Raw genomic sequence first — 13,246 nt, 5'->3', positions numbered from 1 at the left:
CCCGTCGCGCAAACGCTGACGGGCTTTTAAACGCCTTGGAGATACTGGCGTGCGGCCGTTCCATGACGAAGGCAACTTTCCTCCCTCACGGGCGCGGCGGGTACTCCCCGGGCTGCACTGCAATGCAGAAGTTCATCGGCAGGTACGGTTGCATATTGGTGTGAGGCTGACCACCGCCAACGGTGCCTATCGTCTGCGGCGCGAGTGCCACCAACGTTGGCGACGAATCCTCGACGAACGCGTTGGCACCCGACGTGATGAAGCGAGCGGGCAACTTGTCGTCACCGGTCACATTGCCCGGACGCGCATTGTTCGCGTAGGCGGTATGCGTATGCAACGGCATGTTTTCATCCGTCAGCGTGACCGTCGTTTTGCCTTCCTTGTTTCCCAGCTCCGCAGGCGCGCTCATCCCCTGCGCCACGTAGCCCCGCAGATCGGGCACCGCGAACGTGGTTCTGCCGTCCCCGCCGAATCGATTGCCAATCACGGAGAACAGCGCGGTGAAACGGCTGATCGGAAGGAGTGAACCGTCGCAGGGAAGCCAGTTGACCGGCGCGTAATTGAAGGCGTAGATGCGAATCTCGCCAACGTAGTATTCATCCATTTGTTTGCCCCGGTTTTCGGTCAGCCCTGCGAGGGATAGATGCCATTGACGGCGATGATGTAATTCACCGTCGCGGTCGGCATGATGTTGTCATGTGCGGTCGGCTCTGCATTGCCTGCAGGCTTGATGGCCTTGGGCGACAACCCCGCTTTACTGGGCGGATTGCGCGTGCCGGCGTCGTAGAAGTTGGCCGTGGTCTTGGCCAGCATCATGCCCTCGGCCGGTGCAGGCGCGCTCGCGTCGGTCGTCGTGGCATTGACGGTGTGCGAGTGCCCCGGCACGTCGGCCGACGTGAGCGTGACCGTCGCGCTGCCGACCTTTTGCCCCAGCACGCGATTCGTCATACCAAGGCCCTGGCCCACACCGATCGGCACCTGATGACGCAAATCGGGCAATGCGAACGTGCTCGTGCCGTTGCCGCCGTAACTCGTGCCGATGACCGCGAACAGCACTTCGTAATCGGAGATGTTGAGGACGGTGCCATCACACAGCAGCCAGCCCTGCGGCGCGAAGTCACCCGCGAACATACGGATTTCGCCATAGTAAGGCGTCATGTCGAACTCCTAATTACGTGGGGGGAAAAGGCCGTTGACGCAGATCATGTAGTTCACGACCAGAGACGGCTGCATATTGTTGTGACCCGGCCCGTCGCCTGTCGTGCCGCATGCCTCGGGCGATTCGGCAACCAGCGTCTGTTCCGTCGGCAGACCGTACAGCGCATTGCCATCGGATGTTTTTTCGTCGGTCGCAACCACACTCTTCGCGAACAGATGGTTCTTGTCAGGGCCTGCAGTCGGCTGCGTGCCACTGTCCGTTGCGGCGTGAAACGTGTGCGTGTGACCCGGCACCTGCTGCGTCGTCAGTACGACCTTCTCCGTGCCGCCGCTCACGCCCTGCTCATACGTGCCGGGCAACCGGTGCATGGGCGTACGGCCGCGCAGATCCGGCAGGGCGAAAGTCGATCTGCCGTCGCCACCGTACTGAACGCCGAGTAGCGAGAACAGCACCGGGTTGAGGTTGACGTTCAACATCTGTCCCGCGCAAGGCAACCAATCTCGTGGCATAGCGCCACCCGCAAACATGCGTATTTCCCCGATATAAGCTTCCACTGGCTCTTCCTCGTTATGTGGCAGTGCCACGATTTTGATTTATTCGTTCGCGAAAATTCTGCTATCCGAACGTGTGGATTTAACGCGTTTTTCTTGTTTGGAATTTTGGTGTTTTGATTTAAAACGAGCGTTTTAACATTCTCGCAGGATGGAAATTGTTGAGGGAATTGGTAGGTAAAAACCCTTGATTTGAATGCCTTCGTGTTTGAATCTCGTCATCGTGTCTTGACAGCGATTTTCATGTTTTTTACGCTTGCGAACGCATTCGCGGGGCATTGATTGGCGCCAAAAAGCATTAATAAAGCTGTGCCTGTTTGTGTGATAGGGGATCACCGCTGTTTCTCCCTGACGTGCCTGTGCGACTGGTAAAAATAACAATGTAATTCCCGAGCGCCTTTCGTCGGGGGTTCGGGGAAAACATGTTGCTCAGCGTTCGTTCTCGCCACGTCGCTTCCGGCGTTCGCGTCGGTCTTTTGGTGGATTGGTTATTCCACCTGAAGTGTCTATTCACGGTGTTCGCGCTCTTGTGCGCGTCTTCGGCCATGGCCGACTGCACCTGGAATATTCCGGCCGGGACTGCGCCCTACACGGAAAGCACCACCAGCAATGCCGCACTGGCGGCCTGCGACCCGAACCTGGGCTCGGGCACCAGTGGTGTCTATACGGCGGCGAACGGCAGTACTGCGGATATTGTCCTGTCGGATCAATCGAGGCTGAGTATCGACGTCAACGACCAGACTCAGGATATCTACAGATTCACGCCAGGCGCGAATTCGACGCAAACGTCCTGGACATTCACCTTGTTTCTGGACAACGGCAACGGGACCTATGGAAATCCGCGTGTACTGACGGTCAATCGCGAACGAGGTGTGCCAACGATCACGTCGCTGGCAACGTCCTTGGGCACAACGAAAGGTTCGACGGCCGGTGGCACGTCGGTGACGATCTCGGGCACGAACTTTGTGACGAGCGGTCCCCCAGCGGTGACGTTCGGGGGGGATGCGGGCACGGATGTGACAGTCGTTAGTCCGACGATCATGACGGTCAAAACACCGAGTCATGCCGCCGGCCTTGTCAACGTCAGCCTGTCGACCTCCGGTGGAACGGCGCCGACACCGGCTACGTTCACGTTCGTCGACCCGCCGACGGTCACGGGCGTGACGCCGAGCCAGGGCGAAACTGGCGGGGGGACCAGCGTCACGATTTCCGGTACGGATTTCACGTTTGTGACGGACGTGCTGTTCGGTGGCACGTCGGCACAGTCGATCACAGTCAACAGTGCAACGTCCATCACGGCAGTTGCGCCTGCAGGCAGCGGCACCGTTCACGTCAGGGTCGCGGCTGTCGGTGGGACGAGCGCAACCAGCGCAGCGGACCAGTTCACTTACGCCAACATCCCGACAGTAACGAGTGTGACGCCCAATCAAGGGCCTTCGGCTGGCGGCGGCCTCATCACGATCAACGGCACGAACTTCGTCGCCGGTGCGACCGCCGTGAGTTTCGGCGGCACGCCAGCGACTGGCGTCAACGTCACCAGCAGCACGTCGCTCACTGCGACCATCCCCGGCGGGACTGCCGGCGCGGTGGATGTCACCGTCACGACCGCAGCGGGTACGAGCACAACGTCGGCAAGCGATCGGTACACCTATGTCGCCGCGCCGACAATCAGCGGAATTTCGCCCGCATCCGGCGCGGCCCCGGGCGGCACTTCCGTGACGATCACGGGATCAGGTTTTACCGCCGGCGCGTCGGTGACCTTCGACGGTACCTCCGCGACCGGCCTGACGTTCAACAGCCCGACCTCGATAACGGTGACGACCCCCGCGCATGCCGCAGGTCTCGTCGACGTGGTCGTGACGACCGCAGGCGGCAGTGTGACGCTGCCCACGAGTTTCACGTACGCTTCGGCGCCCACGGTGACGAGCGTAGCGCCTCAATCCGGGCCAACGGCAGGCGGCACGTCAGTCACCATCACGGGCACAAACCTGAGCGGCGCGACACAGGTGACGTTCGGTGGAACGAATGCCGCAACGTACACGGTCAACAGTGGTACGTCGATCACCGCAACGTCGCCCAGCGGCGCAGGGACGGTGGATATCCGGGTGCAGACGCCGGGCGGTACCAGCGCAATCTCTGGCGCCGACCGATTCACGTACGTCATCCCGCCGAACGTCACGGCCATCGCGCCTGCGACGGGACCCGGTGCAGGCGGCACATTGGTCACGATTGTCGGTACGGGCTTCACCGGTGCGACCGTCGTGACCTTTGGCGGGAGCAACGCGACGGGCTATACGGTTAGCGGCGACACGTCGATCACCGCGACATCGCCTGCGGGCACCGGTATTCAGGATGTGCGCGTAACGACAGCGGGAGGGACCAGTGCCGTGAGTGGGGTCGACAAGTTCACCTATGTCTCTGCGCCGACGATCACCGGTGTGACCCCCAACATTGGCCCGGACAGCGGGGGCGGACAGGTGACCATCAGCGGAACGGGCCTCAACGCGGTGACCGGTGTCAAGTTTGGCAGCACCAGCGCCGGGTTTACGCTTGGCACGGCAACGTCGATGACCGCGACGGTGCCTGCCGGCACGGCGGGGACCGTGGACGTCATTGTCACGTCGGCAGGCGGGAGCAGTGCCACGGGCGCGGCGGATCGATATACCTATGTCGCAAAACCCACGGCGGCGCCTGTGTCGATGACCGTCGCGTTCAACAGCGCTGCGACGCCAGTCAATGTCGACCTCTCTAACGGTGTCACGTCGGTCGGGGTCAGCCTGCAAGCGACCAATGGCACGGCCACGGCTGTGGGCACATCGTTGACCTACAAACCGAATGCGGGATTCTCGGGCACGGATTCCTTCTCCTACACGTTGACGAACCTCGCAGGCGCATCGTTGCCGGGGGTCGTCTCCGTAACCGTTTCGCCTTCGACGTTCGCTTATGCGCCGTCGTCGCCTCCGGCTGGCGCTGTCGGTGTGTTCTACACCTCGGATTCGCTGAAGTCGGCCTCGGGTGGCACGGCACCTTACACGTACGCCCCTGTCGGTACGCTGCCACCTGGCCTGACGCTCGATCCGAGCGGTACGTTGTCCGGCACGCCGACGACAGTAGGCGCCTACTCGTTCAAGGTGCAAGTCACCGACAATCTCACGGCGGGCGGCCCGTACTCGATCACGAGCGGTACCATCGCCATGTCGGTGACGCCTCCGACGATCACGTTCAACCTCTCGTCGTTGCCGGACGGTGTCGCGGGTGCGGCATATGCGCAGACGATTCAGGCGAGCGGCGGGGTCGGGCCATACACGTACACACTGATGACGGGCTCTTTGCCTGCAGGTATCAACTGGAATCCGGCGACTGGCGTCATCAGCGGCACACCGACGCAGACGAACACTGGCGCATCTTTCATCATTCTGGCGACCGACAGCAACCATTTCTCCGCGACCTTGCCGCTGACGTTGCGCATTGCCGCGCCGGTACTCGACGTCACCCCGACGACGCTGTCCGCCGCAATATTGGGGCAGGCGTATTCGCAAGTCGTCACAGGAAGTGGGGGGAACGGTCCCTACACCTTCGTGGTGACGGGCTTGCCGAACGGGTTGACGTTCACGTCGGGGACCGCCGGGGGTACGATCTCCGGCACGCCGACGGCGGCCGGTGTCTTCCCGATCTCGGTCAAGATGACCGACAGCACGAGTGGCACGGGCGCGCCGTTCTCCAAGAACAAGTCGATTAGCCTGACGGTGAACACGTCGACGATGACGCTGAGTCCTACATCGTTGCCGACGCCGTTCGCGGGGCAGGCGTACAACCAGACAGTGACGGCAGCGAATGGCGTCGCGCCGTATCGTTACAACGTCACGACGGGCACATTGCCCAACGGCTTGTCGCTCGATCCGGCGACGGGCATTCTTTCCGGCACGCCGACAACGACCGGCGCCAGCACGTTCACCGTCACCGCGACGGATTCGAGCACGGGGCCGGGCACGCCGCTCACGGCGACGCAGAGCTACAACTTCAACATCACGGGCCAGGCGGCATCGGCCCCCCCGGTGCAAACGCAAACGCTTTCGAACGCACCCGTTACGTTCCGGGCGACGGCCAAGGCCGTGGGCGGGCCGTTCACGCGCATCGCCATTGCGACGCCGCCATCGAGCGGTACGGCCGTCGTCAATGGCGAGGACATCGTCTACACGCCGACGCCGAGCACGAATGGCGATGTGACGTTTGCCTACACGCTGACCAACGCGGTCGGTACGTCCGCGCCGATTCCGGTGACGGTAACCGTGCGGGCCGTGCCGGTGACGGCTGCACCGCAAGAGGCGTCTGTCGCCGCCAACGGCACGGCCGACTTCGACATCACTACCGGCGCGACGGGAGGGCCGTTCACGGGCGCGAACGTCGTGTCGATCTCACCGGCGAATGCGGGTACGGCAACGATCATCAGCACAGCGGCTGCGCCCGCCGCAGCGGGGACCGCGGGTGCCGCCGTCGCCACAGGGAACAAGTACACGTTGCGCTTCGTCCCAGCCGCCACGTTTGCCGGTGTCGCGGTGCTCTCGTACACGATCTCGAACGCGAACGCCACATCCGCACCCGGTACGGCGAAGGTCACCGTCGCGCCGCGCAAGGATCCGACGACCGACCCCGACGTGACCGGTCTCATCGGCGCACAGGTCGAAGCCGCGCGACGCTTCGCCACCACACAGATCGGCAACTACAACCAGCGTCTCGAAATGCTGCACGGCAAGGGGCGCGCGCCGTCGAGCAACGGGTTGAACGTGGTGCTGCCGTCGGCGGATCGCGGCAACAGTCGCGACCCGGCGCGATGTCAGGATGTCGTCGGCATCACGGATCGCGACGCCTGCCTGCGAGGGGAGGTCAGCCCGACGGCGATGAATAAGGCCAGGAGCCTCGACGTGCGCGATAAGTCGGACAAGAACGCGGGCACGAGCGGCGTTGCTACGGGCGACGGTCCCAACCTGCCCGGCGAAGGCGAGAACGGCGACCAGCGTTTCGCTTACTGGACGGCGGGTACGGTGGACTTCGGTTTCGCCAACACGGCCGCCCAGCGCTCGGGCTTCAAGTTCACGACCGGTGGCGTGACGATGGGCGCGGACTATCGCTTCTCCGATCAGTTCTCGCTGGGCGCGGGCGTCGGTTACGGGCACGACTCCACCGACATTGGCAGTTCCGGTACACGCAGCACGGGCGACAGCTATAGCGGTGCGTTGTACGCGAGCTATCGTCCGATTCCGGTGCTCTTCGTCGATGCTGTCGCAGGCTTTGGCACGCTGAGCTTCGACTCGCGCCGCTGGGTTGTCGACGCTAACGACTTCGCGCAAGGCAAGCGCAACGGCCAGCAGTTCTTCGGTTCGTTGTCCGCCGGGTACGAGTATCGTACCGACGACTGGCTGTTCTCGCCGTACGGCCGTCTGACGGCGTCGCGCTCCACGCTCGATCAGTACAGCGAAACCGGTGCGGGGCTCAACGCGCTCACGTATTTCAAGCAGAACGTGAATACGCTCTCCGGCACCCTGGGCGTGCGCGCCGGTTTCGCGAAGGCGACACGCATCGGGACGTTCTCGCCCTACATTCGTGTGGAGTTGCAGCACGACTTCAACGGGCAGAGTCTGGCGGGACTGGCGTATGCCGATATCGCGTCGAGCGGACCGGTGTACTTCGTGCCGGGCAGTCCGTACGGCAGCGACCGCGTGCAAGTCGGTGCGGGAACGAAACTGCGCACCGGTGCGCTCATCTTCGGGCTGGATTACAGCGTGACGACGGGGATGGGCGGATTGCAGCAAGGCTTCCGATTGACGTTCACGGCACCGTTCTGAAGGTCGCGTCAGTGATTGAACAGGCCCGCCGGTCGGATGATCGGCGGGCCTGTTCATTTTCTGTCATCGACCTCTGGCGTGCTCCCCGCGCAAGGTCATGACGGCGCTGTCCACGCGCGCGACGACCTTGCCGTCCTCACGTTGGATGTCGCATTGATAGTGCGAGACGGTGCGTCCGCGATGCGTTGCCCACGCGCGGGCCAGCAGACGTGCGTCCCACACCGGGCGCAGAAACGTCGCCTTCAGATCGATGCTCGTGAACGTCTCGCCTTCACCCATGAGTGTCGAGTGTGCGGTGCCGATGGCTGCGTCCGCCAGTTCGCACAGCAGGCCGCCATGCACGGTGCCTTGCTGGTTGCCGTGGATCTCAGGGTGGGTATCCAGTTCGATGACGGCGAGCGCCTCGCCGACTTCCACGATCCGGAAGCCGAGGAATTGCGAGATCGCCGTAGGGTAGCGCATATGGATGGATTCGTTGCCGCGCAGCGTGCCGTCGAGCAGTCGCTGCAAATAGGTCAGCACGGGGTATTGCGCGTCCTGGGGGATGTCGGTCGTCTGGGGCATGGCGGTCTCTTTTGACGTTTGCGATCTGAAGTGTCGCCGCCTAGAATCGGACAATCAAGAAATTGTCCTACGTACAGTCATGACCGATTCCCCTGTCTCTGCGCTCGTCGAACGCCTGTCGGCCGATATTCGCAGCGGTGCGCTGCCGCCAGGCTCGGCACTGCCGACGCATCGAAAACTCGCCGCGCAGTACGGCATGGCGATTGCGTCCGCGACCAAGGTCTACGCAAAGCTGCGCGATCTGGGGCTGGTCGTCGGCGAGGTCGGACGGGGGACATTCGTTCGGGATCGTCCGATGCAGCGCGAGTGGGACGTCGATGACGAGGCGCGGCTGAGTTCCAGCGCGGTGGATCTGTCGTTCAACCATCCGTCATGGCCGGATCAGAGCGAGTTGCTGCGCGCGACGTTGCGTGAGTTGGCGACGGCGGGCGATCTCAGTGCGTTGATGCATCAGCAGCCGCCCGGCGGTCGGCAACACGAACGCGAGACGGTGGCGGCGTATCTGCGTCGTGCGCGCGGGATCGACGTACCGGGGGCGCGCGTCTTTCTCGTCGGTGGCGCGCAACAAGGCCTCGACGTCCTGGTACGAACGACGTTGCGCCCGGGCGATGCCGTGGCCGTCGACGCATTGACGTATCCGGGGTTCAAGATGACGGCGTCGCTGGCAGGGCTGGCGTTGAAGCCCGTCGCGGCGGAGCATCGCGGGCAGGGTGCGGGAAGTGGACATGTGGGGCCCGATCTCGATGCGCTCGAAGCGATATGCCGTCGCCATGCCGTGAGGGCCATCTATACGATGCCGACGTTGCACAACCCGCTGGGTTGGGTGTTGAGTAGGGCACAGCGTCGGCGTTTGGTAGAGATTGCACGACGTCACGACTGCCTGATCATCGAAGATGCGACTTATGCGTATCTCGTCGATAACGCGGGGCCGCCCATCGTCACGCCCGCACCCGAGCGTACGTTTTACGTATCGAGTCTCTCGAAGAGCGTGGCGACGGGGTTGCGCTTCGGGTATGTCGTAGCGCCTGAGGCGTACGCAGCGCAGGTCAAACGTGTGGTGCGGGCCTCGTACTGGAGTCTGTCGAGTGTGGTCACGGCCATCGCGACGCGCTGGCTCGCGAGCGGTGACGTCGAGCGTCAGGAGGAGCGCCAGCGCGCGCAGGCGAAGTGGCGTCAGACGGTTGCCCGTGAGGCGTTGCGCGGTATGGAGGTGGTCGCGCATCCGTCGTCTTTGTTTCTCTGGCTGCCGTTGCCCGAGGGGTTGCGCATGGACCGGGCGGCGTCTGCGCTGGCTGCGCGCGGCATCGCCGTATCGAAGGCGCAGGCCTACGCCACGACGCGGCACGCGCCTCATGCGCTTCGGCTGGGGTTGAGTTCGATGAGCGAGGCGCAGGTCGCGCCGGTGCTCGCCGAAGTGCGCGAGGTCATCGACCGAATGCCGCTGTGACGGCGGCAGCGGCATTCGGGCATCACGGGATTTCACCACCTTGCATAAGTTGCGCCTCGCAACTATATTGGTTGCGTGGCGCAACTTTCTTGCGTCACCGTCATGACTGACGTCATTCGCGACCTATGTGAGATGCCCTATGGACCTCGTCGATCTGCCCGGTAAGCCGCGCGAAGCGGAGATTCTCGAACTCCGCGATTTCTCCAGAAAACTGGTGCGGGAGCTGGGGTTCATGCGTACCACGCTCGCCGATAGCGATCTCGCGCCATCGGCCGTCCACGCCATCATCGAAATCGGCGCGACGCCCGGCATCAGCGCCAAGGACCTCGGCAATATTCTGCGTCTCGACAAATCGAACACCAGCCGACAAGTGGCGAAGCTAGAGGCCAGTGGCCTCGTGCGGCGCACGACCGCCAACGACGACGCGCGAACCTCCGAACTCTCGCTGACCGAGGCCGGGCAGAAGCTGCGGCGCAAGATCGACCGTTTCGCAACCGATCAGGTGTCGAGTGCATTACGACGTATCGTGCCCGCAGATCAGGAAGCGCTGGTCCGCTCGCTCGGGTTATATGCCGATGCGCTCGCCCAGGACAATTCGGCAAAGCGGGGGGATGAGGCCGGGATCGATGCGCAGATTGCGGAGGGTTATCAGCCCGGATGCATCGGCGATATCGCCAGCCTGCATGCACGCTACTACGCGGAGCACTGGGGCTTCGGCGCTTACTTCGAGAAGAAGGTGGCGACCGGGCTGGCGGAGTTTGCCGGGGCGTTGCCAGCGGAGGGCAAGGCGCTATGGTTGTACGTCGAAAACGGGCGCACGCTGGCCTCGCTCGCCATCGATGGGAATCTGGAGACGGGTGTCGCCCACTTGCGTTGGTTCATCGTGGACGACGCGCTGCGTGGCTCTGGCGTTGGACGGCGTCTCATGTCGGCCGCCATGGCGTATGTCGACTCGCGTTTCAACGAGACCTACCTGTGGACCTTCAAAGGGCTCGACGCCGCGCGCCATCTTTATGAATCGTTCGGTTTTCGTCTCGCCGAGGAAGCGGAGGGCGAGCAATGGGGAAGCCGCGTCGTCGAGCAGCGGTTTAACCGTCGCAAGGGATGAATGGCAGCGATCTACGTCAGAATCGACAGGGCGTCGGCAAGCGACAGCACCGTCGTTCTCGAGTCGAAGGCTGTTGCGAAAAGGTGATCGTGAACGATCGTATCGGGGTCGTAGCAACAGTCCTTCACCGTGAGAAGTCGGTAATCGGCGTCGCTTGCGTAGGCCACGGAAGACAGCATGACGCCGGTCGAGGCGATGCCGACCATCATCAACGTGTCGATGCCGCTCGCGCTCAGTCGTAACTGAAGGTCGGTGCCGTAAAAAGCGCTGGCGCGATGCGCGAGGACGAGCGGCTCGTCCGGTCGTTGCGCCAGTTCAGGCGAAATGGTGTCGTCGACGAACAATCCCAGCCGTTTCACGCCTTGCCCGTTGCGGTTCATCGGGCTGACTTCCGGATAGCCGGGACTAAAGTGGAATTTGACGAAGTAGACGGCGATGCCGCGGGCGCGCGCCGCGTCGCATAACGCACGTGTGTTGGCGAGCAGCGTCGGCGCGACGGCGGGGAACAGCGCGAGGATGTCCGTCTGATAGTGCATGACGATCAGTGCCGTCTTCGCCGGAATGAGTGGGTTGTTGAGCACGTCCGGGCTCTGTAACGCCGCATCGGTGGTTTTGCGTTCGACAGATGACGTCATCGGATGTCTCGATAGAGAGTGACGCGACGACTCTATCAGAAGGCTTCGGGCGACTGCGCTGCGGCGAACGGCACGTTGTTGTTCGATTGCGCGGCCGTGCTGTGCTGAAAAGCAAAAAGCCTTGATTTCTTCGCGAAATCAAGGCTTTTTACAATGTTTGGTTGCGGGGACAGGATTTGAACCTGTGACCTTCGGGTTATGAGCCCGACGAGCTGCCAGACTGCTCCACCCCGCGTCTGAGAAGAAGAATAATACGGGTATTCTGCGCATTGTGTCAAGCATTTGTGACACTAAATTTAACGCGCTTCCAAAATCCATGCGCGAGGCGTGCGTTTTTTAGGCATCCTGCGCATTCGCTGCTCACCACCGGATCGTGACGCCTGCCTGTACGGAATGGCTGAGGGACGCGGGATTCAGGCCGCGTTTGTAGCCGACGTCCAAATCGAGATCCTTCGTCGGACTGTAGACGACCCCGATCAGTGCGTAGGCCGGTTTGGTTGACGTCGAGCTGTCGGGATTGGTGGCCAGGCCGATGTCGCCAACGAGTCGCACCTCTTCCGTCACGCTGAAGAGCACTGCCGTCGACGCATTCCACAAGCTCGTGCGATTGCCTAGGCCGTTGTTGTTCCATGTGTACCCGACGTTCGCGAGAAACGTCCAGCGGTCGAGGTTGTACTGCATCAACAGATTCGCCCCGGTCGTCGCGCGGCCGTTGCCAAGGCCACGGTCCTGACTGGCCGTCGGGAGTGTGATGAAAGGCTTGAGGCCCAGGCTCCACTGTTCCCCTTCGAGGAAGCGCCACTTGGCTTGCAGTTGGAGATCGGTGAAGCCGCTGGTCCAGCCGTCGCCGTCGGGGCGCGAGCGCTGATAGGGCGCTTGAATGGCGACATCGAGATTAGGGAGCACGCCATACGTCAGAGTGTTGTTCCACTGTTGTTGACGCGACGTCGGTTGCGTCAGCCATTCGCTGTTGAGTTCAAGCTGCCAGTTGCCCGTGTCTTGCGTGCCGGTGTCGTCCGTGACTAGCGGGTTCATCGCGTGTGCGGCAAGCGGTGCGAGTGTCGCTGCGAGGATCAGAAACTTCTTCATCGAAAACTCCGGCGGGGACCTGTTCTCTGGTGCTGCGTCGTTTTGTTGCGGATTCGCTGTGAATCCGATTGTCGATTTGCCGGGCGCGCGACGCAATGCGCGATCGGTCGGCGGGATCGTACGGGCCGCATATGACACCGTCAATCGGACTGGACTGAAAAACCGGCGAACGTGTCGTATTTGCCGATGTTCCCGATTCGGGAGGGGCGGAGGTCTTGCGTGTTGATTTTCGGTGTGGTGACGAACGACGCAATCGTGCAAGCCGCGGCCGGTGCGCGGTGGTAGACTTCGGCCTCTTTTCGAGCGCGGAATCGCGTGCGATTTTCGCGGGCCATCACCTACTCACTCGTCCTTCATGCAAGCCAGAAGTCATCTTATTTTCGGTGTCGGTGCTACCTGGCTGATGCATCGCACCGGTTGGGCCGCCAGCGTCCATGCGTGGCCGCTGACACTCGTCGGCGCGTTGCTGCCCGATATCGATCATCCGAAAAGTGTGTTGGGTCGACGCATTGCACCGGTGTCGCTGTTGATTTCCGGATTGTTCGGGCATCGCGGCATGACGCACTCTTTGTTGCTGCCCGCGCTCGCCATCGCGGCATGTCTATATGGTTGGGGGCATGTGCCTGCGTGGATGCTGGCGTTATGTGCGGGATATCTCTCGCATCTGCTGGCCGACTGGTTGACGCCTTCCGGTGTGCCGCTTTGCTGGCCGCTTCGAACGCGTTTTCGGTCGCCGCTATATGTGACGACAGGGTCGAGCGCGGAGTGGTGCGTCGCGGCGGCGCTGGCGTTCGCGATGTGGCGGTGGTGGTAGTGCGCCCGGCGGCGCGCGTTCGACGATGTGCTTTGT

At 62.6% G+C, this 13,246-nt stretch carries 11 protein-coding genes and 1 tRNA gene; 4 read left to right on the top strand and 8 right to left on the bottom strand.

Annotated elements, in window-relative coordinates; all coding sequences use genetic code 11:
* Positions 1-85: 85 nt before the first annotated feature.
* From MB84_RS18605 to MB84_RS18595, 3 genes are read right to left on the bottom strand one after another with little or no spacing between them, the layout of a single operon-like run.
* A complete protein-coding gene (locus MB84_RS18605) occupies positions 86-604 on the bottom strand; it encodes a phage tail protein (protein ID WP_046292832.1) in 519 nt (172 codons plus the stop codon).
* A gap of 20 nt (positions 605-624) precedes the next feature.
* On the bottom strand, positions 625-1,158 hold the full coding sequence (locus MB84_RS18600) for a phage tail protein (protein ID WP_046292831.1): 534 nt from the start codon (positions 1,156-1,158) through the stop codon (positions 625-627).
* A gap of 9 nt (positions 1,159-1,167) precedes the next feature.
* Positions 1,168-1,668, bottom strand: a complete 501-nt coding sequence (locus MB84_RS18595) for a phage tail protein (RefSeq protein ID WP_245725410.1) — start codon at positions 1,666-1,668, stop codon at positions 1,168-1,170.
* A gap of 587 nt (positions 1,669-2,255) precedes the next feature.
* On the opposite strand from MB84_RS18595, the gene MB84_RS18590 reads away from it, so the two are divergent.
* Complete coding sequence (locus tag MB84_RS18590) at positions 2,256-7,553, top strand: IPT/TIG domain-containing protein (RefSeq protein ID WP_169835025.1); 5,298 nt, start codon at positions 2,256-2,258, stop codon at positions 7,551-7,553.
* Between the two features lie 63 nt (positions 7,554-7,616).
* On the opposite strand, the gene MB84_RS18585 is transcribed toward MB84_RS18590, so the two are convergent.
* Positions 7,617-8,117 (bottom strand): PaaI family thioesterase, encoded by a 501-nt coding sequence (locus tag MB84_RS18585; protein WP_046292829.1) that lies wholly within the window; start codon positions 8,115-8,117, stop codon positions 7,617-7,619.
* A gap of 79 nt (positions 8,118-8,196) precedes the next feature.
* On the opposite strand from MB84_RS18585, the gene MB84_RS18580 reads away from it, so the two are divergent.
* A complete protein-coding gene (locus tag MB84_RS18580) occupies positions 8,197-9,564 on the top strand; it encodes an aminotransferase-like domain-containing protein (protein ID WP_046292828.1) in 1,368 nt (455 codons plus the stop codon).
* Between the two features lie 139 nt (positions 9,565-9,703).
* Positions 9,704-10,672 (top strand): bifunctional helix-turn-helix transcriptional regulator/GNAT family N-acetyltransferase, encoded by a 969-nt coding sequence (locus MB84_RS18575; protein WP_046292827.1) that lies wholly within the window; start codon positions 9,704-9,706, stop codon positions 10,670-10,672.
* 11 nt (positions 10,673-10,683) lie between these two features.
* Here MB84_RS18575 and MB84_RS18570 read toward each other — a convergent pair whose 3' ends face one another.
* The 4 genes from MB84_RS18570 to MB84_RS18555 all read right to left on the bottom strand — a co-directional run bounded on the left by MB84_RS18570 (position 10,684) and on the right by MB84_RS18555 (position 12,734).
* Positions 10,684-11,208, bottom strand: a complete 525-nt coding sequence (locus MB84_RS18570) for a cysteine hydrolase family protein (protein ID WP_046293985.1) — start codon at positions 11,206-11,208, stop codon at positions 10,684-10,686.
* A 257-nt stretch (positions 11,209-11,465) separates the two neighbouring features.
* Positions 11,466-11,542 (bottom strand) — tRNA-Met (locus tag MB84_RS18565).
* Positions 11,543-11,667: 125 nt separating this feature from the next.
* A complete protein-coding gene (locus MB84_RS18560) occupies positions 11,668-12,396 on the bottom strand; it encodes a transporter (RefSeq protein WP_046292826.1) in 729 nt (242 codons plus the stop codon).
* Positions 12,397-12,536: 140 nt separating this feature from the next.
* Positions 12,537-12,734, bottom strand: a complete 198-nt coding sequence (locus MB84_RS18555) for a hypothetical protein (protein ID WP_157122787.1) — start codon at positions 12,732-12,734, stop codon at positions 12,537-12,539.
* Between the two features lie 65 nt (positions 12,735-12,799).
* Here MB84_RS18555 and MB84_RS18550 point away from each other — a divergent pair, with 65 nt between their 5' ends.
* Positions 12,800-13,210, top strand: a complete 411-nt coding sequence (locus MB84_RS18550) for a metal-dependent hydrolase (protein WP_245725409.1) — start codon at positions 12,800-12,802, stop codon at positions 13,208-13,210.
* The last annotated feature ends 36 nt before the right edge of the window (positions 13,211-13,246 follow it).

Source organism: Pandoraea oxalativorans, assembly GCF_000972785.3.
In the GTDB taxonomy this organism is placed as follows: domain Bacteria; phylum Pseudomonadota; class Gammaproteobacteria; order Burkholderiales; family Burkholderiaceae; genus Pandoraea; species Pandoraea oxalativorans.
This window is presented reverse-complemented; position numbering and strand designations above follow the sequence as displayed.

Bases quoted from the DNA above. Each gene is read 5' to 3' on its own strand.
- MB84_RS18560 (WP_046292826.1), bottom strand. From the start codon at position 12,396: ATGAAGAAGTTTCTGATCCTCGCAGCGACACTCGCACCGCTTGCCGCA.
- MB84_RS18575 (WP_046292827.1), top strand. From the start codon at position 9,704: ATGGACCTCGTCGATCTGCCCGGTAAGCCGCGCGAAGCGGAGATTCTC.
- MB84_RS18600 (WP_046292831.1), bottom strand. From the start codon at position 1,158: ATGACGCCTTACTATGGCGAAATCCGTATGTTCGCGGGTGACTTCGCG.
- MB84_RS18590 (WP_169835025.1), top strand. From the start codon at position 2,256: ATGGCCGACTGCACCTGGAATATTCCGGCCGGGACTGCGCCCTACACG.
- MB84_RS18570 (WP_046293985.1), bottom strand. From the start codon at position 11,208: ATGCACTATCAGACGGACATCCTCGCGCTGTTCCCCGCCGTCGCGCCG.
- MB84_RS18550 (WP_245725409.1), top strand. From the start codon at position 12,800: ATGCATCGCACCGGTTGGGCCGCCAGCGTCCATGCGTGGCCGCTGACA.
- MB84_RS18585 (WP_046292829.1), bottom strand. From the start codon at position 8,117: ATGCCCCAGACGACCGACATCCCCCAGGACGCGCAATACCCCGTGCTG.
- MB84_RS18605 (WP_046292832.1), bottom strand. From the start codon at position 604: ATGGATGAATACTACGTTGGCGAGATTCGCATCTACGCCTTCAATTAC.
- MB84_RS18580 (WP_046292828.1), top strand. From the start codon at position 8,197: ATGACCGATTCCCCTGTCTCTGCGCTCGTCGAACGCCTGTCGGCCGAT.
- MB84_RS18595 (WP_245725410.1), bottom strand. From the start codon at position 1,668: ATGCCACGAGATTGGTTGCCTTGCGCGGGACAGATGTTGAACGTCAAC.